17 protein-coding genes are annotated in these 19,676 nt (G+C 54.9%); 14 read left to right on the forward strand and 3 right to left on the reverse strand.

Annotation, left to right across the window (positions count from 1 at the left end):
• The first annotated feature begins 9 nt into the window (after nucleotides 1-9).
• The 5 genes from hflX (at nucleotide 10) to KUC_RS17850 (ending at nucleotide 6,349) form a co-directional block, all read left to right on the forward strand.
• The gene (gene hflX, locus KUC_RS17830) at nucleotides 10-1,320 is read left to right on the forward strand and encodes a ribosome rescue GTPase HflX (RefSeq protein ID WP_007114650.1); all 1,311 of its coding nucleotides are present in this window, start codon (nucleotides 10-12) and stop codon (nucleotides 1,318-1,320) included.
• 148 nt (nucleotides 1,321-1,468) lie between these two features.
• Nucleotides 1,469-2,761, forward strand: coding sequence for an FtsH protease activity modulator HflK (gene hflK / locus KUC_RS17835; protein ID WP_007114651.1), 1,293 nt, complete (start codon nucleotides 1,469-1,471; stop codon nucleotides 2,759-2,761).
• Complete coding sequence (hflC, locus tag KUC_RS17840) at nucleotides 2,762-3,658, forward strand: protease modulator HflC (protein ID WP_007114652.1); 897 nt, start codon at nucleotides 2,762-2,764, stop codon at nucleotides 3,656-3,658.
• A 199-nt stretch (nucleotides 3,659-3,857) separates the two neighbouring features.
• Nucleotides 3,858-5,054, forward strand: a complete 1,197-nt coding sequence (locus tag KUC_RS17845) for an ATP phosphoribosyltransferase regulatory subunit (protein ID WP_007114653.1) — start codon at nucleotides 3,858-3,860, stop codon at nucleotides 5,052-5,054.
• Nucleotides 5,054-6,349: an adenylosuccinate synthase gene (locus KUC_RS17850; RefSeq protein ID WP_007114654.1), complete on the forward strand. Its 1,296-nt coding sequence runs from the start codon at nucleotides 5,054-5,056 to the stop codon at nucleotides 6,347-6,349. Before KUC_RS17845 ends, KUC_RS17850 begins: the two co-directional genes overlap by 1 nt.
• A gap of 127 nt (nucleotides 6,350-6,476) precedes the next feature.
• On the opposite strand, the gene cobO is transcribed toward KUC_RS17850, so the two are convergent.
• The gene (gene cobO / locus KUC_RS17855; RefSeq protein WP_007114655.1) at nucleotides 6,477-7,076 is read right to left on the reverse strand and encodes a cob(I)yrinic acid a,c-diamide adenosyltransferase; all 600 of its coding nucleotides are present in this window, start codon (nucleotides 7,074-7,076) and stop codon (nucleotides 6,477-6,479) included.
• Nucleotides 7,077-7,327: 251 nt separating this feature from the next.
• On the opposite strand from cobO, the gene KUC_RS17860 reads away from it, so the two are divergent.
• The 4 genes from KUC_RS17860 (at nucleotide 7,328) to KUC_RS17875 (ending at nucleotide 12,391) form a co-directional block, all read left to right on the forward strand.
• Nucleotides 7,328-7,813, forward strand: a complete 486-nt coding sequence (locus KUC_RS17860) for a YajQ family cyclic di-GMP-binding protein (protein WP_007114656.1) — start codon at nucleotides 7,328-7,330, stop codon at nucleotides 7,811-7,813.
• Nucleotides 7,814-7,881: 68 nt separating this feature from the next.
• Nucleotides 7,882-10,512 carry an aminopeptidase N gene (gene pepN, locus KUC_RS17865; protein WP_007114657.1) on the forward strand — a complete coding sequence of 877 codons (2,631 nt, stop codon included), beginning with the start codon at nucleotides 7,882-7,884 and terminating at the stop codon, nucleotides 10,510-10,512.
• Between the two features lie 53 nt (nucleotides 10,513-10,565).
• Nucleotides 10,566-11,525, forward strand: coding sequence for a lipid kinase YegS (gene yegS, locus KUC_RS17870; RefSeq protein WP_007114658.1), 960 nt, complete (start codon nucleotides 10,566-10,568; stop codon nucleotides 11,523-11,525).
• Nucleotides 11,526-11,569: 44 nt separating this feature from the next.
• Nucleotides 11,570-12,391 carry a hypothetical protein gene (locus KUC_RS17875; protein ID WP_040481550.1) on the forward strand — a complete coding sequence of 274 codons (822 nt, stop codon included), beginning with the start codon at nucleotides 11,570-11,572 and terminating at the stop codon, nucleotides 12,389-12,391.
• 69 nt (nucleotides 12,392-12,460) lie between these two features.
• On the opposite strand, the gene KUC_RS17880 is transcribed toward KUC_RS17875, so the two are convergent.
• Nucleotides 12,461-12,664, reverse strand: coding sequence for a cold-shock protein (locus tag KUC_RS17880; protein ID WP_007114660.1), 204 nt, complete (start codon nucleotides 12,662-12,664; stop codon nucleotides 12,461-12,463).
• Nucleotides 12,665-12,797: 133 nt separating this feature from the next.
• Here KUC_RS17880 and KUC_RS17885 point away from each other — a divergent pair, with 133 nt between their 5' ends.
• A complete protein-coding gene (locus tag KUC_RS17885) occupies nucleotides 12,798-13,454 on the forward strand; it encodes a LysE family translocator (protein WP_007114661.1) in 657 nt (218 codons plus the stop codon).
• Between the two features lie 36 nt (nucleotides 13,455-13,490).
• Here KUC_RS17885 and KUC_RS17890 read toward each other — a convergent pair whose 3' ends face one another.
• A complete protein-coding gene (locus KUC_RS17890; RefSeq protein WP_007114662.1) occupies nucleotides 13,491-15,440 on the reverse strand; it encodes a transglycosylase SLT domain-containing protein in 1,950 nt (649 codons plus the stop codon).
• 138 nt (nucleotides 15,441-15,578) lie between these two features.
• On the opposite strand from KUC_RS17890, the gene KUC_RS17895 reads away from it, so the two are divergent.
• The 4 genes from KUC_RS17895 (at nucleotide 15,579) to sixA (ending at nucleotide 19,660) form a co-directional block, all read left to right on the forward strand.
• A complete protein-coding gene (locus KUC_RS17895; protein ID WP_007114663.1) occupies nucleotides 15,579-15,911 on the forward strand; it encodes a YkvA family protein in 333 nt (110 codons plus the stop codon).
• Between the two features lie 135 nt (nucleotides 15,912-16,046).
• Nucleotides 16,047-17,981 (forward strand): molecular chaperone HtpG, encoded by a 1,935-nt coding sequence (gene htpG / locus KUC_RS17900; RefSeq protein WP_007114664.1) that lies wholly within the window; start codon nucleotides 16,047-16,049, stop codon nucleotides 17,979-17,981.
• A gap of 103 nt (nucleotides 17,982-18,084) precedes the next feature.
• The gene (locus tag KUC_RS17905) at nucleotides 18,085-19,185 is read left to right on the forward strand and encodes an NAD(P)H-dependent glycerol-3-phosphate dehydrogenase (protein ID WP_007114665.1); all 1,101 of its coding nucleotides are present in this window, start codon (nucleotides 18,085-18,087) and stop codon (nucleotides 19,183-19,185) included.
• The gene (gene sixA, locus KUC_RS17910) at nucleotides 19,178-19,660 is read left to right on the forward strand and encodes a phosphohistidine phosphatase SixA (protein ID WP_007114666.1); all 483 of its coding nucleotides are present in this window, start codon (nucleotides 19,178-19,180) and stop codon (nucleotides 19,658-19,660) included. Before KUC_RS17905 ends, sixA begins: the two co-directional genes overlap by 8 nt.
• The last annotated feature ends 16 nt before the right edge of the window (nucleotides 19,661-19,676 follow it).

Below are 19,676 nucleotides of genomic sequence, written 5' to 3' on the forward strand. Positions count from 1 at the left end.
AGGTATTGATTGTTTTTCGAACGCCCAGACGCCGGTGAAACGGCAGTTCTTGTTCACGTCGATTTTCATGATGAACAAAAACGTGAAGACCCGGGTGAGTTTTTAGAGCTCGTACGCTCTGCTGGTGCAGAGCCTGCGACTCTACTCACTGCTAGCCGCCACCGACCTGACTCGCGCACCTTTATCGGGTCAGGTAAGTTGGAAGAGCTGCGAGCACTGCTCGCGGCTCACGAGGCAGAGCTGGTGATCTTCAACCACAGCTTAAGTCCCTCTCAAGAGCGCAATGTTGAGCAAGAACTCAAATGCCGAGTGCTTGACCGTACCGGCCTTATTCTCGATATCTTTGCGCAACGGGCACGAACCCATGAAGGTAAGCTGCAAGTAGAGCTTGCTCAGCTTGAATATATGTCGACTCGCCTAGTGCGCGGGTGGACACACCTTGAGCGCCAAAAAGGCGGGATTGGCCTGCGCGGCCCAGGTGAGACGCAGCTTGAAACTGACCGTCGCCTGCTGCGCGGGCGCATTAAATCGATTCACAAGCGACTTGATAAAGTACGCAGCCAGCGTGACCAGAATCGCCGCGCTCGTGCTCGCGCTGAAATTCATAGCGTATCGCTAGTGGGGTACACCAACGCCGGCAAGTCGACGCTATTTAACGCCTTAACCAATTCCGAGGTGTATGCAGCCGACCAGTTGTTTGCGACACTTGACCCCACTCTACGACGCCTAGAGATTGAAGACGTAGGCGCCATAGTGATGGCAGATACCGTGGGCTTTATTCGCCACTTGCCGCACAAGTTAGTGGAGGCCTTCCAAGCGACGCTTCAAGAAGCCTCGGAAGCGTCGCTGCTGGTACACGTGATTGATGCAGCAGACCCTGACCGCGAGTTAAACGTGGAGCAGGTGGAGCTAGTGCTTAAAGAGATCGGCGCTGATGACGTGCCGGTACTCAAAGTCATGAATAAAATTGATAAGCTCGATAGCGCCCCGCGCATAGAGCGAGATGGCCATGGTGTACCCGAAGTCGTTTGGCTCTCGGCCCAGCAGGGGCAGGGTCTTGAGCTGTTACATGAAGCGCTGACTGAGCGCTTAGCTAACGATGTCATTGGCTTTTCGCTGACACTCACTCCAGAGCAAGGTAAGCTGCGCGCTGGCCTTCATGAGTTGAATGCCGTTCGCGAGGAAGCCTTTGATGAACAGGGGCATTCTGTACTGGATGTGCGTTTGCCGCGGCGCGATTTTAACCAGCTAATGGCTCAGTTAGGCGAGCGTGCCAATACTTATCTGCCTGCAGCGTTGCAGGAAACTGAAGATTGGTAGCCTCACCGTTTAATGTCTAGTACGCTGTCGGTATCTAGTTTTGTATAAAAACGGTACAAGATTTACATAGCAACAATATCAAAACGCCAGCGCTTCGTTGATTGACGAAGCTGGATGCGTGAGCGAATACCCTTAGTGGAGAAGAAGTATGGCCTGGAATGAGCCTGGTGGTGGCAACCAGCACGACCCTTGGAGTAGCGGCGGCCGACGCGGTGGAAATGACGGTGGTGGAAACCGTGGCAGTAATAATGGCGGCGACAACAATAATGGTAACGGCGGTGGCAATAAAGGGGGTAACAACCAAGGCCCTCCTGACCTAGATGAAGCGCTGAAAAAGTTTCAGGATAAGCTCAACAGTATGTTGGGTGGCGGCAAGAAAGGCGGTGGCAAGAAAACTGGCGGTGGTGGTGGTGATAAGAACCGCAACCCATTTGCACTGCCAGGCCTGCTGGTTATTGTTGCGCTGGCGGTCTGGGCCGCTATGGGCTTCTACTTGGTGGATCAATCCGAGCGTGGTGTTGTGCTCCGCTTTGGCGAATACCAAGACATCGTCAATCCCGGTCTTCAGTGGAATCCGCCGTTAATTGACGATGTACGCATGGTTAACGTGACCCGTGTGCGCTCGCTTTCGCAGACACAGTCGATGTTGACTCGTGACGAAAACATTGTCGAAGTGGAAATTTCAGCCCAGTACCAAGTGGCTAATCCACGCGATTTCGTACTCAACGTACGTGATCCTGCTATCTCTATTGAGAACGCCCTGGATTCGGCACTACGTCACGTAGTCGGCGGTACCGATATGATTGATATCCTTACCTCGGGTCGTGAGATTCTGGGTAGCTCGGTCGCTAGTCGTCTGCAGTCTTATCTCGACAACTATGGTGCCGGTATTCGTCTACAGACCATCAACATTGAGTCCACTTCGGCGCCCGCGCCAGTGATTGACGCCTTCGATGACGTTATCCGTGCCCGTGAAGATCGCCAGCGTACGATCAACCAAGGTATTGCTTACGCCAACGCGATTATTCCTGAAGCGCAAGGTCAGGCACAGCGTATTGTTGAGCAAGGCCAGGGTTACCGTGAATCGGTAGTCGCTGAAGCGCAAGGTCAAGCCAACCGCTTTAACTCGCTATTGACCGAGTACAGCAATGCACCGGACATCATGCGCGAGCGTATGTACCTAGACACGATGGAAGAGGTGTTCGGTAAAACGCCGAAGGTGCTGCTGGATGTAAGCGAAAACGCCCCGTTGATGTACTTGCCGCTGGATCAAATGAGTGGCAGGAGTGGCAGTCAAGGTCGTGCATCAACTAGCGGTAGCGCTAATAGCAGCGATGAGCAGTTAGATCCCAACGTACTTGAGCGTTTGCGCAACACTCAAAGCGGCTCTAGCTCTTCATCCAATACTAACAGTAGCTCCATCCGCAGGGAGGGCCGGTAAATGATTAATAATCGATCCCTGCTAATTGTTGGTGGTCTGGCTGCCGTTGCGTGGCTGGCGAGCAACACTCTGTACGTGGTAGACGAAACCGAACGCGCCGTTAAACTGCGTTTTGGTGAAGTCATCGAAGAGAATATTCAGCCTGGCTTGCACGCAAAAGTGCCGATCGCGCAAACGATCCGTAAGTTTGATACGCGTTTGCTAACGCTAGATACCGATACCAGCCGTTACCTGACGCTTGAGCAGAAAGCGGTTATCGTCGACTCCTATGTTAAGTGGCAGGTAGTTAATCCTACACGCTACTACGAGGCGACGGCGGGTGATGAACTGATGGCTATTCGCCTTATTCAGCCGCGGGTGGATGAGAGCCTGCGTAATGAATTTGGCCGCTTGAACCTTCAGGAAATTATTGCCGAACGGCGTGATGACCTCATGATCGGTCCTACCGAAGAGCTTGACTCACTAATGCGTGAAGAGCTCGGTGTGGCCATTCGTGATATCCGCATTAAGCGCATCGACTTGCCAGAAGATGTCTCGGCAGCTGTTTTTGAGCGGATGCGTTCCGAGCGTGAGCGTGAAGCTCGCGAATGGCGTGCTCAGGGTCAGGAAGAGGCCGAGCGTATTCGCGCCAACGCGGATCGCCGTCGCCAGGTACTGCTTGCCCAGGCCAATGAGCGTTCCGAGACACTGCGCGGTGAAGGTGATGCCCAGGCCGCTGCGATCTTCTCTGAAGCGTATGGTCAGGATCAGGAGTTCTTCTCTTTCTGGCGTAGCCTGAATGCCTACAGCGAAAGTTTTGCTGATGATGGCAACCTGATGGTGCTGGAACCGAGTAGCGATTTCTTCCGCTATTTGCGCAGCGCTGACCCGGTAAGCGGTGAAGACAACGGCGAGTAAACCGCCGTTGGCCGGTGCTCCTCGTCTTGGTTGGCTGTCAGCCAAGCGGGGTTCACCCGGCCCATAAACGTGATAGAATTTATTAACCGGGCGTCGCCCGGTTTTTTTGTGGCCCTCGTTTAACGCTAATGTCGCCCATGACCATGCTACGTTACTGATTGAATTTGTTGGGCCTTCATCGTCTTGCAGGATTGTTCACATGACCATTGCTGACCGCTGGCTACTGCCCGACGGCATGGATGAGGTGCTTCCGCCTCAGGCAAGCCGTATGGAAGAGCTGCGCCGTGCGCTGCTCGATCTTTACCACTGCTGGGGTTATGATCAGGTCATGCCGCCGCCAGTGGAGTTTCTGGACTCGCTGCTAACGGGGACCGGCACGGACCTGGATCTTCAGACCTTCAAACTGACCGACCAATTAACGGGGCGCATGATGGGCGCCTCGGCTGACGTTACGCCGCAAGTCGCACGTATGGATGCCCACTCGCTAAAGCGTCAGGGGCCGGTGCGTCTGTGCTACTGCACTAATGTTTTACGTGCTAAGGCAGACCAGCATCAGGGTGGCCGTAGCCCGGTGCAGGTGGGCGCTGAGCTATTTGGTCATGCTGGGCTTGAAGCAGACAGTGAAATTATTCATTTGGCCCTGGCCAGTATGAAAGCCGCGGGTGCTGAAGAGATTCACCTAGCGCTTGGGCATATCGGTATTTACCGCAGCCTTGTCGAAGCTGCAGCGCTCAGTAACGAGCAAGAGAGTGCGCTATTTGAAGCGTTAGCGCTGAAATCACCTAGTCAGTTAGCGCAGCTTGTAGACGCCAGTGTCAGCGACCCGGCATTAGCGGACATGCTGTTAGCCCTGGGTGAGTTGCACGGCGGCGCGGATATTTTACGCCAGGCGCGGGAGCGCTTTGCTGGCGCGCCAGCCTCGGTCACTGCGGCACTGGATCAGTTGGATGCTCTTTATCAAGGGGTGCTGGCACGTTTTGACGTGTCGCTCTACTTTGACTTGGCGGAGCTGCGCGGCTATCAATACCACACGGGCATGATGTTTGCTGCCTATGTGCCGGGCTATGGGCATGCGCTGGCTAAAGGCGGGCGTTATGATGATACGGGTCGGGCCTTTGGCCGTGCGCGTCCGGCCACCGGCTTCTCGATGGATCTGAAGCAACTAGCGTCACTGGCGCTGGCGTCCCCAAGTCGTGGGGCAATTTGGGCACCCGCTACGCAGGATGAGTCGCTTAACGCTGCCGTTGTCGCGCTGCGTGAGCAGGGGGAACGCGTGATTCAAGCGCTGCCAGGGCAGCGTACTGGGCCGGCGGAGCATGAGTGTGACCGCCGTCTTGAGCTTATCGATGGTCGTTGGCAGCCAACGGCCCTGACACAAGAGACGAGTGCATCATAATGGGTAAGAATGTCGTAGTGCTGGGCACCCAATGGGGTGACGAGGGCAAAGGTAAGATCGTTGATCTGCTAACAGAGTCAGCATCTGCCGTGGTGCGCTTCCAAGGTGGCCACAATGCCGGTCATACGCTGGTCATCGATGGTGAGAAGACCGTCCTCCACCTGATTCCTTCAGGTGTTCTTCGCCCAGGCACAAAGTGCGTGATTGGTAATGGTGTGGTGCTTTCCCCGGAAGCGCTAATCAAAGAGATCCGTGAACTGGAAGCCAAAGGCGTGCCGGTACGCGAACGTCTGCGTCTGTCGCCGGCCTGCCCGCTTATTCTGCCTTACCATGTGCGCCTGGATCAGGCCCGTGAGAAGGCTCGTGGCATCGCTAAAATTGGCACCACTGGCCGCGGCATTGGGCCCGCCTACGAAGATAAAGTAGCCCGCCGTAGCCTTCGCTTAGGCGATATGCTGCATCGCGAGCGTTTTGCCTCCAAGCTGGGTGAAGTGCTCGACTACCACAACTTTGTACTGGTTAATTACCACGGCGAACCGGCGGTCGACTTCCAGGAAGTACTCGACACGGCCATGCAGATGGCTGAAGAGCTGCGCCCCATGGTGTGCGATACCGTCAGCATGGTGCACGACCTGCGCAAGGCCGGTGAGAATATCCTGTTTGAAGGCGCTCAAGGCTCGCTGCTGGATATTGACCACGGTACTTATCCCTACGTCACCAGCTCCAACACCACGGCAGGAGGTGTTGCGACGGGTTCTGGCGTCGGTCCGCTGTATTTAGATTACGTGCTGGGGATTACCAAGGCTTACACAACGCGGGTGGGTTCAGGCCCGTTCCCCACTGAGCTGTTCGACGTTGACGGTCGTCACCTGGCCGAGCGCGGTCATGAGTTTGGCGCTACGACTGGCCGGGCGCGTCGCTGCGGTTGGTTTGATGCCGTCGCGCTGCGCCATGCGGTGCAGATTAACTCGGTATCGGGTATCTGCTTAACCAAGCTTGACGTGTTAGACGGACTAGAAAATATTCGTGTATGCGTTGGCTATCGCAGTAAAGACGGCGATGTATTGGATAACCCGGTGGACTCTGAGGGCTTCGAAGCGGTTGAGCCGCTTTATGAGGACTTACCTGGCTGGAAAGAGTCAACGCTGGGCGCCAAGCGAGTTGAAGATTTACCTGCTAATGCCCGCGCTTACATCAGCTATCTGGAAAAGCAGGTGGGCGCCAGTATCGATATTATTTCCACCGGCCCAGACCGCATGGAAACCATTGTGCTGCGTAACCCGTTCGATAGCTAAGAACGGTTTTAGATAGCTAACAGCGTTCAAGCGGGTCGTTAGTGAGCAGATGAGCAAAAGGGGCAACTTAGTTGCCCCTTTTGCATTGCTCTTTTGTGATTGCTTTTTGGTAACTGATAAGGCGTATTTAAAAGTCGATTCCCCGACGCGCCTGTAGGCCATTGTTGAAGGCGTGGCGCACTTCCTGCATTTCGGTCACCGTATCGGCCATAGCGACCAGTTCGCGGTGGGCATTACGGCCGGTAATAATCACAGTCTGTTCTTTAGGGCGATTCTCCAGCGCTTGTTTAACGGCGTCGATCTCCAAGTAGCCAAACTTGAGCATATAGGTGATCTCGTCGAGGACTACTAGATAGGTGTCTGGATCCGCGAGCATACGCTCAGCCTCTTTCCACACTGCGTGGCAGGCGTCGGTATCCGCTTGGCGATTTTGAGTATCCCAGGTGAACCCAGTGGCCATAATCGCGACCTCTAGATTGGCATCCTCTTCCAAACGATTGCGTTCACCGCACTCCCACAACCCCTTGATAAACTGCACTACGCCTACTTTATAGCCATAGCCCAAGGCGCGAGTGACCGTGCCCCAGGCGGCCGTCGTTTTTCCTTTTCCGTTACCGGTATTAATAATAATCAGGCCGCGTTGCTCGCTGGCACCGGCGACTTTTTCCTCTACGCGCGCTTTAAGCTTCTCCATGGAGGCTTTGTGGCGGGTGTCGCGGTCACTCATGGTATCTCCTGGGTAAAAAAAGAGTAGGCTGAACAATAGTCAATTTTATAAACCGCTAGCCTAAGCTATCCGCAGTGGGTTGAACATCACCACAGAGCTACCTAAAGACAGTTTTTGTACAAATATTTGCTAGCTGTTGTGAATATTTGTCTTAATAATGCCCCCTTAAAACCAACAATAAGCAACAGAATTGGCCCCTAGGGTGCTGGCTGCTCTAGAATAGGTGGTCATGTCTTGTCAGGAATTACATCATGCCCTCATTTGATATTGTCTCAGAGTTCGATAAGCACGAAGGTGCTAACGCCGTTGATCAAGCTAACCGAGAAGTGCAGTCGCGGTTTGATTTTAAAGGGGTGGATGCCAGCTTCACCCTTGAAGGCGACAAAGTGCAGCTAGAGGCGGAAGTTGATTTCCAGCTTAAGCAGATGCTCGATGTGCTGCGAGCCCGTTTAATCGCCCGGGGTATCGATGCCCGCTGTATGGATGTTCAAGACCCGGTGCTCTCCGGTGTCAAAGCGCGTCAGGAAGTCGCACTCAAGGAGGGGCTCGACGCGGCGGAAGCCAAAGACGTAGTCAAGCGCATCAAAGCCAGCAAGCTCAAAGTGCAGGCGCAAATTCAGGGTGAGAAGGTTCGTGTCACGGGTAAAAAGCGCGACGATCTACAAGCTGTTATGGCGCTGCTACGCGGTGAAGAGGGGCCGGACTTGCCACTCCAGTTCGATAACTTCCGCGACTAGCGGAGGTTACGCTTCCCGCCACCCCGCTTTAATTATGTAATATTCGTTTTATACAGGAGTCACGCACTATGTCTGATCCGCAGCCGGTTTATTTAAGCGACTACCAGCCACCCGCCTACCGGGTAACTCATACCGAGCTGACGTTTGATCTTGACCCCGCCGCGACCCGTGTGAAAGCGCGACTGTTGATGGAGCGACATCCACAGGCTGACGCGAATGCACCGCTTGTTTTAAATGGCGAGCACCTAAAGCTGATCTCCCTGGCGATTGATGCAACGTCGGTGGATGCCTCTGCTTATGCACTAGATGACGAAGGCCTGCGTATTGCTCAGGTGCCCGAGCGGTTTGTGTTGGAGAGCGAGGTGGAGATCGCCCCGCAGGACAACACGGCGTTAGAGGGGCTGTACCAATCCAACGGTATGTACTGCACCCAGTGCGAAGCTGAAGGCTTTCGGCGGATTACCTTTTACCCCGACCGCCCGGACGTCATGGCGACCTTTAAGGTCACTGTGATCGGCAATCAGCAGCACGAACCGATTTTGCTCGCTAACGGTAACCCGATAGAGCGCGGCGAGCTGGACGGCGGTCGCCATTTTGTTACTTGGGAAGACCCACATCCCAAGCCTTGTTACCTGTTTGCCCTGGTGGCAGGCAATCTGCATAGCGTAGAGGATCACTTCACCACCATGAGTGGTCGTAACGTGACGCTACAGATCTGGGTCGAAAAAGAGAACCTGGATAAGACCGAGCATGCTATGGCCTCGTTAAAACGAGCCATGGAGTGGGACGAGCAGGCGTACGGTCGCGAGTACGATCTGGATCTATTTATGATCGTAGCCGTCAATGATTTCAATATGGGGGCGATGGAGAACAAAGGCCTCAATATCTTTAACTCCGCAGCGGTATTGACCCATCCCCAGACGGCCACCGATACAGCGTTCCAAAATGTTGAAGGCATTGTCGCCCACGAATATTTTCACAACTGGTCGGGTAATCGGGTCACCTGCCGCGACTGGTTCCAGCTCTCGCTGAAAGAGGGCTTCACGGTTTTTCGTGACCAGTGCTTCTCGGCAGATACTAATTCGGCACCGGTTAAGCGCATCCAAGATGTCTCCTTTTTCCGTACTGCCCAGTTTGCCGAAGATGCAGGGCCCACGGCGCATCCGATTCGTCCGGACCACTTTATCGAAATTACCAACTTCTACACCCTGACGATTTATGAGAAAGGGGCAGAAGTGGTGCGTATGATACGTAATTTAGTCGGGGAGGAGAATTTTCGGCGTGGTTCAGACCTCTACTTTGAGCGTTTCGATGGGCAGGCGGTGACCATCGAAGACTTCGTTGGCTGTATGGCGGAGATCTCCGGTGAAGATTTTAGCCAGTTTATGCGTTGGTACTCCCAGGCGGGTACACCGGATATTGATGCCCATGGCGAGTATGACTATGTGCACGGCGAGTACCACTTAACGCTGCGTCAGCGTACGCCTGCAACGCCAGGCCAGCCAGATAAGCTGCCGCTGCACATTCCTGTGCGTATGGGCTTAGTGGGTACCAAGTCGGGCCAGGATCTAACCCTAACGCTCAATGGCGAAAAAATAGGCAAAGATGCGGTCATTCACCTGCGTGACGATGAACAGACGTTTGTGTTTACCGATGTCGCCGAAGCGCCGGTGCCCTCTTTGCTACGCGAATTTTCCGCACCGGTGAAGCTGCATTACCCATATTCACGGGAAGATCTCGCCTTTTTGTTGACCCACGACAGCGATGGTTTCAACCGCTGGGATGCGGGCCAACGTTTGGCACTTTTGGCCTTGGATGACTTAATTGCCGCCCACCGAAATGGCGTCGAAAAGGTCATGGACAGCCGTGTTGTCGATGCCTTTAAAGCACTGCTGAGCGGGCCAATGAGCGATAAGGCGGTATTGGCTGAGATGCTGACGCTGCCCTCTGAAGCGTATATTGCCGAGCAGCAGCCCATCGTTGATGTCGATGCCATTCACGCCGCGCGTGAATTTGTGCGCCAATCATTAGCCGTTGCCCTGCGCGATGAGTTTCTCGCAATCTATGAGGCCAATGTGACGGAGCAGCAGTACGCGCCGACGCCGGAGCAAATTGCTCAGCGTAGCCTGAAAAACGTGGCGCTCTCTTATCTTATGTCGATTGAAGATGAGCAGGGCTTGGCCTTGTGTGAAGCGCAATTTTCTTCCGACCACAATATGACCGATGTGCGTCAAGCGCTAACACTGCTGGTGCACAGTGATCGCGATGACTTGGCCTCGCCAGCACTCAAAGCCTTCGGTGAGAAGTGGGCGCATGATCCGCTAGTGATGGATCAATGGTTCACCGTCCAGGTATCGCGTCCCCAGGCGGATGTGCTTGAGCGGGTGAAGTATCTGATGCAGCATCCCGCATTTTCACTTAAAAATCCCAACAGAGTCCGCGCGCTGGTAGGGGCTTTTGCTCAGAACCGAGTAAATTTCCACCGCTTGGATGGCCAAGGTTACCAACTGCTCGCCGATGTGGTCATTGAACTTAATCGGCTTAACCCAGAGATTGCTGCAAGACTTATCACACCGCTGACACGCTGGCAGCGCTTTGATGAAACGCGCCAAGCACTTATGCGGTCTGAGCTTGAGCGGATTAAGCAACAGCCGCTATCTTCAAATGTATACGAGGTGGTCGAGAAAGCATTGGCATAAGCTTTTAGCGCAGCAGTGAACACGCAGTTAAACCAAGGAAAGGAATAACAACAGTGACAGATTCACAGCAACACAATTTACTGATTATCAATGGTAAATCCGCCGCTAATCCGGCATTGCGTGAAGCAGTCAATGAACAACGTCAGGCAGGGATGCTGATAACTGTCCGCGCTACCTGGGAAGGTGGCGACGCTGCGGATATTGCAGAGCAGTCTTACGCCATGGGCATGACTCACGTGATTGCCTGTGGTGGTGATGGCACCGTCAGCGAAGTAATGAACGGGTTGATGCGTTTGCCCCATGACCGACGTCCTGCCTTGGGCATTGTGCCATTAGGCAGTGCCAATGACTTTGCTACCTCTGTCGGTTTACCGTTGGAGCCAGGCACTGCTTTGGCCGCTGCAAGGGAGTTAAGCGCCTATCCCATTGATGTTGTACGCGTGACCGCAGGCTCAGGTGGTGAATTGGCCACCAGCTACTATATCAACATGACCACTGGTGGTTTTGGCGCTGAAGTGACGTCATCGACACCAAAAACCTTAAAGCGGATGCTGGGGGGTGGGGCTTATTCACTGATGGGGGCGCTAAAAGCTTGGCGTCACCGCAGCTATCGCGGCACGCTGCATTGGGACGAAAAAGAGGAGAGTTCGTCGCTATTGCTACTGGCGCTGGGCAATGGCAGCCAATCAGGCGGCGGGCAAGTGCTGGCGCCGCGAGCCAAACTGGATGATGGCCGTCTGGACGTGCTGCTGGTCAAAGATTTTCGGTCGGTAACAGAGCTGACCAAGCTAATTAGCGAGCTGCAAAGTTTTCCTGATGACGGGCTGTTCGTGCGCAATTTCACCACTACCCAACTGACAGTGACCACTCAAGCGAATGATTCACCTTGGCCACTCACGCTAGATGGCGAGGCGCGCTACTATGATCAGTTCTGTGCAGAAGTAGTGCCCCTCGCGCTGCGTGTGTTACTACCGGAGAAGTGCCCGTTGCTCTCTTCGAACAATCGACCTTAACCCTCTTTGCTCAGACTTTTAATGTTATAAAGGAGAAGAACCAAATGGCAAATCGCGTGTGGATACCCGTACTCGCCGCCGTGGCACTACTGCTTAGCGCCTGCGGTGACTCCCAGGAAGATCCCACCGTGACACCCGATGATAACTCTGCGGTGACAGATGAAGAAGCGACTCGCGATGAGGGGGCAGGCGAAGAAGAGGCACCGGCCGCTGCTGAAAGCGCGACAGGCATGTCTAGCCCCGAAGAAGTAGAGGATGACATTGAATCCCGCCAAGCCGCTGAAGAGCTTGAGCGAGCGGAAGCACTGCGTGAGGATAACGACAGTCAGCCTAATGACAGCCAATCCAGTGGCAATGCTACGGCAGGCGGTGAAGAGGTTGAAGCTGGAGAAGATACTCTGGCGGCTAATCCTGAGGATGTGCTCAATGAGGAGGGCGCTATGCCGGGTGAGGCTACACGCTCTGATGTGGATGAGATTATTGCCGAAACTGAACGTCGTTTCGAAGAGGCCGAGCAACGCTTAGAGGAGCAGTTTCAGGAGGTAGAGCAGCAGGCGCCGACCTTAGAGCCTATGGAGAGCGATGATGCCTCGCCTAGCTGGGATACCGAGAGTAGTTTGCCAGAGCGGACGCCTTTGCAAGATGATCGCGAGGCAACCGATGTTGACGCCTTAATTGAGGATACCGAACGCCGCTTTGAAGAGGCACAGCAGCGGCTTGAAGAGCAGTTTCAAGAGTTGGAAAATCGAGAGGCCGAGAGTGGCGCGGTAGTCGAGCCGTCATCAGGTCAGCTTGGCGGAGAGGCTGGAAGCAGTGAGTCTGGCCAGGAAACTGATGCCAGTGATGAGTCGCAGAGTGATCGGTGACGCTTGGACGATGACCATTAGGCAATAAAAAAGGCCCGCTAATGCGGGCCTTTGTCCATCCGTGAGCAATTAAGCTGGGCGGATGTTGGAAGCCTGAAGGCCTTTTTTACCCTGAGTCACTTCAAAGCTGACTTTTTGACCGTCTTGCAGGGTCTTGAAGCCTTCAGCTTGAATTTCGGAGAAGTGGGCAAACAGATCGTCTCCGCCGTCATCAGGAGAGATGAAGCCGAAGCCTTTAGTATCGTTGAACCACTTAACAGTGCCAGTTGCCATTTTCTATTTCCTTAACGTGCTTAGTAATCACGGGCAACTCAATTGTCCACCCGCTACAATTACTCTAGATGTAAACTCGGCTGTCGTCCAGCGACAATCCTAAGATTTTTTATTTCGTTGGGAGCAAGCACAAATGATGCAGTTAGGTTTCATTGATGCGCAGTTCATATCCTTTCTGGTCGCGATTACGTTGCTAACGATTAGCCCCGGTGTCGACACACTGTTGGTGATTCGTAATACGGCGCGCGGCGGCATCCGCGATGGCATCACTACGAGCTTGGCTATCTGTTGCGGCCTGTTTGTGCATGCCACGATTTCTGCGTTGGGTATTTCACTGATCCTGCTGCAATCGGCCTGGGCGTTTCATATGCTGAAGTTGGTGGGAGCGGGCTATCTAATTTGGCTGGGCATTACCAGCTTGTTAGCAGCACGGCGAGGACAGCCGCTGCCGGTTAATGGGATGCTACAAGGCGTGCCTGCCGTTTCTCGCTGGCAGCCGGTCAAAGAGGGGTTTTTGTCCAATGTGTTGAATCCCAAAACCGTGGTGTTCTATATGGCCTTTTTGCCCCAGTTCATCGCCCCTGGGGACCCTGCGCTCCTGAAGTCGCTATGGCTGGCGGGGGTGCATTTTATCATCGCCAATATCTGGCAAATCAGCGTGGTCCTAATGGTGGGTAGTGCAGGCAAGTGGTTGGCCAATGCACGTTTTGCTCAAGTTCTTAACGCCGCTACGGGCAGCGTATTGGTGGTGTTTGGTATTCGGCTGGCATTAACACAGCGCCCGGTATAAACCGGGCGCTGGTAGTGTGGTGAGTAGAGACGGACCTTAGCGGCGGGCGAGCAGGGCTCGGTCGTAGCGCACTTGCTGTTCGTTATCGCTAAGCAGCGAAACGCCTTCGCTATTGCCGCCGTTGGCGAGACTCTCAAAAATCACCCGATAGCTGAGCACTGCCTGCACGTAGTCGCGGGTTTCGCGGAAGGGAATGCTCTCCACAAATAGATCAAAGGCCTCTACGCCATCGCCAAGCCACTGATCGACACGGCCAGGACCCGCATTGTAAGCCGCTGCGGCAGCCAGGCGATTGCCCTGGTAGCGTTGCAGTTTGTCGCGCAGATAGGTGCTACCCAGGCGGATATTAAGCTCTGGGTCGAGTACACCGTAAGGGCCAGGGTCACTAATGCCCAATTCGCGGCTGACTTGGCTGGCGGTGCCGGGCATTAGCTGCATTAACCCACGCGCCCCTGCGGGTGAAAGGGCGTTAGGGTTATAAGCGCTTTCACGCCGAGTAATGGCCATCAGCAGGTATGGGTCTACGCCAGTGAGACGGCCCCAGTGCTGAAAGCTGCCGTGGTAGGCCTGGGGGAAACGCCAATCCAGGGCATCCCACATTTCAGCGGCAATGGTGGTCTGCACTAAGCGCGCATGCCACTGCTGTTGAGCGGCATAGTCGGCTAGCGCTCGCGCCTGTTGCGGAGAACCGCTCTGCACCGCGTGCAGCCACTCGCTATTGGCGAGCCCATCCTCGCCAATGCGTAGCAAGGCCTCGGTACGCTGCACAGTGGGGAGTTGGGCAATGCGTTGGCGCGATGCTTCGTCAAAATGATTGCGTTCAAGGTTCAATTGATAGGGTAGGCCGAGTTTTTCTGCTGCCGCGAAGCCGTAAAAACTGCGATCCTGCGCAGCCTTTTGGTAGCGTGCTTCGGCGGCTGCCTGATTGCCAAGCTGCCCATTGGCACGGCCCAGCCAATACTGCCAACGGCTATTTTCCTGCTGGATAGCGGGCATTTCAGCAATCCAGTGGATAACCCCATTCCAGTCCCGGTTAGCCAGCGCATGGCGTACACGCAACTCTAAGACACGTTCGCTCTCAAGGGTCGGTAGTACGCCGTCTACCCAGCTAAGCGTACCCGGTACATCGCGCACCAGGGCATAAAAAGCCAGTTCCTCTTCGATGGCTGCACGGTCACTGGGGAGCAGGTTTAAACGCGACGAGAGCGTCTGCCAGGCGGCAAAGGCTGCCGGTGTGTCTTCACGGGTGTAGCGCTGCATGGCTGCCCGGTAGAAGCTTGCCGTGGCGGCACACTCTGGGCCTAGACAGGAGGGCGCCTGGGTAATTGCGCTGCTGCGCGCTGTCACACTGTCCACAGTGTCTAGTGCGGTTTGCCATTGGCTGCTTAACAGCCCGCCAAGATAGCTTGAGAGGCGCGTTTCTCCCGCCTGCCAGGCTAGAATCTTGCGCTCCCAAACAGCCGTGGCATCGATAGTGCCGTTGGCCCGCAGGCGTTCAAATAGCGGGTCGCAAGCGTTGGGCTGCGAGCTGCCTACGCGCCATAAATCTAACCCTGCCTCACTCGCCAACTGGGGTTGAGTGGCGAGCAGCGCGGTGTAGTAATAGCACTGCCGAGCGGTGCCTGCAGGCTCACCGTCGGCCACCGCGAGCAGGTCGCTATAGCGTCCCGCGTGACCATACTTGGCAATCGCTTGGCCGCGTATCCAGCCCGCTAATGGAGAGTCAGCGTATTGATCAATATATTGCTGCACTCTGTCGGGGGAGACATGGGGTAGTTGCCCCCTTATGCGGTGGTACTCCACATAGCCGCGTAGCGGGTGGTCCTCAATGGAGCGCTCATCAACCCGCGACCACTGTTGTTCCCTGGCGGCAGCGAGGGCGTCACGTAACTCACTGTCTGACGCGCCCCAGGAAAGCGCGGGTAACCCCGCCAGCAATGCGGTGCATAGCACGCGGGCGGTATGGCGAAATGGCGAAACCAACATGGTGCTCTCTCTCTGTTAATCGGTGTCACTTAATCTGGGCTCGGGAGCAGCCCACGCAGTTTACGGTGCAACCGCTATACTGAACGAATATCAGCCCTCATGATCTGACAGCTTAGATACTCAAAGGATCTAATTACGATGGCCCCATTATCCACTTGGTGGTTGCTGCGTCGACTCAAATCCCGCGTTTGGGCGACAAAACGTATTGTGCGCGCTTTAAAACTGTTTATCCCCATGACCCGGGATGTGATCCGCGGTGACTTTCGGCCTATTCCCTGGTCGGCCTTCGGCATGATGGCATTCGCGCTGGGCTATTTGGTAATGCCGTTTGATCTGATTCCCGATTTTCTGATGGTAATCGGCGTGGTCGACGATGTGCTGATTGTCGGCTGGCTGCTCAATCGTATCGATCAGCGCCTGGTAGGCTATCGGGCATGGAAGTATACCGATCCCGATATGATGCCTTCTTAATCCCAGTGGCTTCTTAACCTCGACTGCTTGAAAAATCGCTGCTTATCCCCATATCAAGTTCACGAAACCACTTTAGGCCCCTGCAGGCGTCACGCAGGGGTACATGACTCAACGTGATTGATAAGGGCTAAGCGCATGACTACTGCTACCCACGAACAAGCAACTGATAAATCGGCTAACCACGAAGAAACGCTAGGTTTTCAAACCGAAGTTAAGCAGCTGTTGAATTTGATGATTCACTCCCTGTACTCCAACCGGGAGATCTTCCTACGTGAGCTGATTTCAAACGCGGCGGATGCCTGCGACAAGCTGCGCTATGCGGCACTTGATAATGATGCGCTGTATGAAGGCGACAGTGAGCTGCGTATCGAAATCGAGCACGACAGTGAAGCCAACACCATCACGCTGCGTGATAACGGTGTGGGTATGAACCGCGAAGACGTGATTGCCAACTTGGGCACCATCGCGCGCTCCGGTACTGCCGAGTTTCTGAAGCAGCTCTCTGGTGAGCAACAGAAAGACGCCAAGCTAATCGGCCAGTTCGGCGTAGGCTTTTACTCGGGCTTTATCGTTGCTGATGAAATTTCGGTGCGCACTCGCAAAGCGGGCACGCAAGCTTCCGAAGGCGTTGAGTGGCGCTCAAAAGGGGAAGGTGAGTTTACCGTTGCCGATATCGAGCGTGCCCAGCACGGTACGGAAATCACTCTGCACCTGAAAGAGGACGCCAAAGAGTTTGCCGACGACTATCGGCTGCAGAGTTTAGTGCGCAAGTACTCGGATCATATCGAAGTGCCCGTGCGCATGCCGAAAACCGAAACGGCGAAGGACGATGAGGGCAACAGCATCGAAGGTAGCGAAGTGACTACCTGGGAAACCGTTAATGAGGCGACAGCGCTATGGTCGCGTCCCAAGAGCGAAGTTTCCGACGATGAGTACAAGGCATTCTATAAGCATGTTGCTCACGATTTTTCTGACCCGCTGACCTGGAGTCACAACAAGGTCGAAGGCAAGCTTGAGTACACCAGCCTGCTCTATGTGCCAGGCCGCGCGCCGTTTGATATGTTTGACCGCGACGGCGCCCGGGGCGTTAAGCTCTACGTTCAGCGTGTCTTCATTATGGACGACGCTGAACAGTTCCTGCCGCTCTATCTACGCTTTATCAAGGGCGTGCTGGATACCCGCGAACTGTCGCTAAACGTATCTCGCGAATTGCTCCAGCAAGACCCCAATGTCGATAAGATCAAAGCAGCGCTCACCAAACGCGGCTTGGACATGCTGAAAAAGCTCGCCAAGGATAAAGAGCAGTATCAAACCTTCTGGAATACCTTCGGTAGCGTATTGAAAGAAGGGCCGGGCGAAGATCCGTCTAACCGCGAAAAAATTGCTGGCTTGCTGCGCTTTGCCTCAACTCACAGCGATACGGCTACCCAGGAACATGCGCTGGCAGACTATGTTGAGCGCATGAAAGAGGGTCAGCAAAAGATTTACTACGTAGTGGCGGATAGCTTCAACGCGGCCAAAAATAGCCCGCACTTAGAAATCTTCCGCAAAAAAGGCATCGAAGTACTGCTGCTGTCTGACCGTATCGATGACTGGCTGATGAGCCATCTCACCGAATTCGACGGCAAAACCTTTGCCGATGTGGCTAAAGGTGAGCTGGATCTTGGTGATGTAGAAGGCGAAGAAGAGAAAAAAGCCCAAGAAGAGACCGCTAAAGCCAAAGAGGATCTGGTTAAGCGCGTTAAAGAAGCGCTGGGCGATGGTGTCCAAGAAGTAAAAGTGACGCACCGCCTCACTGACTCTCCGGCCTGTGTCGTGCTGCCCGAGCATGAGATGGGCTACCAGATGCGCCGAATAATGGAAGCCGCCGGTCAGCCGCTGCCCGAGGTGAAGCCGATTCTTGAACTGAACCCCAGCCATGCGCTGGTAGCGCGCTTGGAAGGTGCCGAAGGTGATCTCTTTACCCAGCTAGCTTATATCCTGCTGGATCAGGCTATTATCGCTGAGGGTGGCCACTTGGATGATCCGGCTGCCTACGTGAAGCGTTTGAATAGTGTGCTGACTGCTTAACAGGACACACTACGTAAATGACGGCCCGCTTGGTTACCCCAGCGGGCCGTCTGTTTTGGTAAAGTAGGGATATACGTTCTGCAGGACTGACTAGGACATCATCATGGCTGAGCAGCAAACCAACGTCGCAGTGCCAACCAATGTAGCGGTACTGGGGGGCGGTAGTTTTGGTACGGCGCTAGCGAGTATTGCCGCCGATAATGGCGCCCGCGTTCGTCAGTGGATGCGTGACGAAGCGCTGGTTAAGCAAATCAACCAAGAGCATCGTAACGGGCGGTATCTGCCGCACTACGCAATGAATCCGGCCGTGGAGGCTTCAACCGACTTTCAATCCGTGCTGGCTGACGCGGAGCTAGTACTGATCGCGATCCCCTCAAAGGCCTTTCGCAACGTCGTGCAAGCGGCGAAAGCGTGGTTGAGACCTGAGCAGATACTGGTCAGCACCACCAAGGGGATCGAGCAGAAAGGCTTTTTACTGATGAGCCAAGTACTCGAGCAGGAAACGGGTTTTAGTCACATTGGCGTGATTGCGGGCCCCAATCTGGCCTCTGAAATTGCCGATAAGCAGTTAACCGCTACCGTGATTGCCAGCGCTGACCCGCTTACGCGCACCCGCGTACAGCAGGTATTGGGCTGCCGTTACTTTCGCGTCTACGCCAGTGACGATCGCCATGGCGTTGAACTGGGCGGTGCATTGAAAAATATTTATGCAATTGCCGCCGGTATGGCGGCAGCGCTGGGCATGGGGGAAAACACCCGCAGCATGCTAATGACCCGCGCCTTGGCCGAAATGAGCCGCTTTGCTGTCGCCCAGGGGGCGAACCCGATGACCTTCTTAGGGCTGGCGGGGGTAGGTGACTTGATCGTTACCTGCTCGTCTAACCTGTCGCGTAATTACCGTGTCGGCTACGCGATGGGCGAAGGGCGCACGCTGGAAGAGGCTGTAGATGCCCTTGGCCAAGTCGCAGAAGGGGTGAATACGGTCAAGCTGGTTTGCGCTAAAGCGGTTGAAATGGGCGTTTATATGCCGCTAGCGGAAGGCCTCAATCACGTGTTGTTTGACGGCGTGCCTGCCCAGGAGATGGCGCGTACCCTCATGATGGGCGAGCAGAGTAGCGACGTCGAGTTTATCCTGCCCCGTGAAGCCGTTCAGCAGGCCCATCGAGACCAGACTCATAACAACACTGGTGGCTGGCATGGCTGATGTGTTGATTATGCGTCACGGCGAGGCCGCGCCGGGCTATCCCGATCAGGCACGTCGTTTAACGCCTCATGGCGAGCTGGAAGTCGAAAAAATGGCAAGCTGGCTGGCCGAGCGTATCGCTGCGGGTGAGCTGCCTGTGCCGAGGATTTATGCCAGCCCCTATGCCCGTGCGCAGCAGACCGCACAAAGGCTCTGTGATGCGCTGGGAACATCATGTGAGACGCTTGGTTTTATTACCCCGGATGATTCCCCCAGCGCGGTAAGTGACTGGCTACTTGAGCAACCTGAGGGCACGCCAATAATGCTGGTCAGCCATATGCCGCTGGTGGGAGAGTTGGCGGGGCTGTTGGTAGAAGGCAGCCCGGCGCAAGGGGTTGGTTTTCCTACTGCCGCCATCGCCGAGCTTGAGGCTGAGGTATGGGCGGCGGGTTGTGCGCAGTTGAAGCGGTTTACCCAGCCCAGTCAGTTGGCCTAGTTCAGATTTGTGCCAA

The organism is Vreelandella boliviensis LC1 (assembly GCF_000236035.1).
Taxonomy (GTDB): domain Bacteria; phylum Pseudomonadota; class Gammaproteobacteria; order Pseudomonadales; family Halomonadaceae; genus Vreelandella; species Vreelandella boliviensis.

What these genes read in the sequence shown, in the direction of transcription:
- hflK (WP_007114651.1), top strand. Translation starts at nt 1,469, where the DNA reads ATGGCCTGGAATGAGCCTGGTGGTGGCAACCAGCACGACCCTTGGAGT.
- hflC (WP_007114652.1), top strand. Translation starts at nt 2,762, where the DNA reads ATGATTAATAATCGATCCCTGCTAATTGTTGGTGGTCTGGCTGCCGTT.
- KUC_RS17845 (WP_007114653.1), top strand. Translation starts at nt 3,858, where the DNA reads ATGACCATTGCTGACCGCTGGCTACTGCCCGACGGCATGGATGAGGTG.
- KUC_RS17850 (WP_007114654.1), top strand. Translation starts at nt 5,054, where the DNA reads ATGGGTAAGAATGTCGTAGTGCTGGGCACCCAATGGGGTGACGAGGGC.
- cobO (WP_007114655.1), bottom strand. Translation starts at nt 7,076, where the DNA reads ATGAGTGACCGCGACACCCGCCACAAAGCCTCCATGGAGAAGCTTAAA.
- KUC_RS17860 (WP_007114656.1), top strand. Translation starts at nt 7,328, where the DNA reads ATGCCCTCATTTGATATTGTCTCAGAGTTCGATAAGCACGAAGGTGCT.
- pepN (WP_007114657.1), top strand. Translation starts at nt 7,882, where the DNA reads ATGTCTGATCCGCAGCCGGTTTATTTAAGCGACTACCAGCCACCCGCC.
- KUC_RS17875 (WP_040481550.1), top strand. Translation starts at nt 11,570, where the DNA reads ATGGCAAATCGCGTGTGGATACCCGTACTCGCCGCCGTGGCACTACTG.
- KUC_RS17880 (WP_007114660.1), bottom strand. Translation starts at nt 12,664, where the DNA reads ATGGCAACTGGCACTGTTAAGTGGTTCAACGATACTAAAGGCTTCGGC.
- KUC_RS17885 (WP_007114661.1), top strand. Translation starts at nt 12,798, where the DNA reads ATGATGCAGTTAGGTTTCATTGATGCGCAGTTCATATCCTTTCTGGTC.
- KUC_RS17890 (WP_007114662.1), bottom strand. Translation starts at nt 15,440, where the DNA reads ATGTTGGTTTCGCCATTTCGCCATACCGCCCGCGTGCTATGCACCGCA.
- KUC_RS17895 (WP_007114663.1), top strand. Translation starts at nt 15,579, where the DNA reads ATGGCCCCATTATCCACTTGGTGGTTGCTGCGTCGACTCAAATCCCGC.
- htpG (WP_007114664.1), top strand. Translation starts at nt 16,047, where the DNA reads ATGACTACTGCTACCCACGAACAAGCAACTGATAAATCGGCTAACCAC.
- KUC_RS17905 (WP_007114665.1), top strand. Translation starts at nt 18,085, where the DNA reads ATGGCTGAGCAGCAAACCAACGTCGCAGTGCCAACCAATGTAGCGGTA.
- sixA (WP_007114666.1), top strand. Translation starts at nt 19,178, where the DNA reads ATGGCTGATGTGTTGATTATGCGTCACGGCGAGGCCGCGCCGGGCTAT.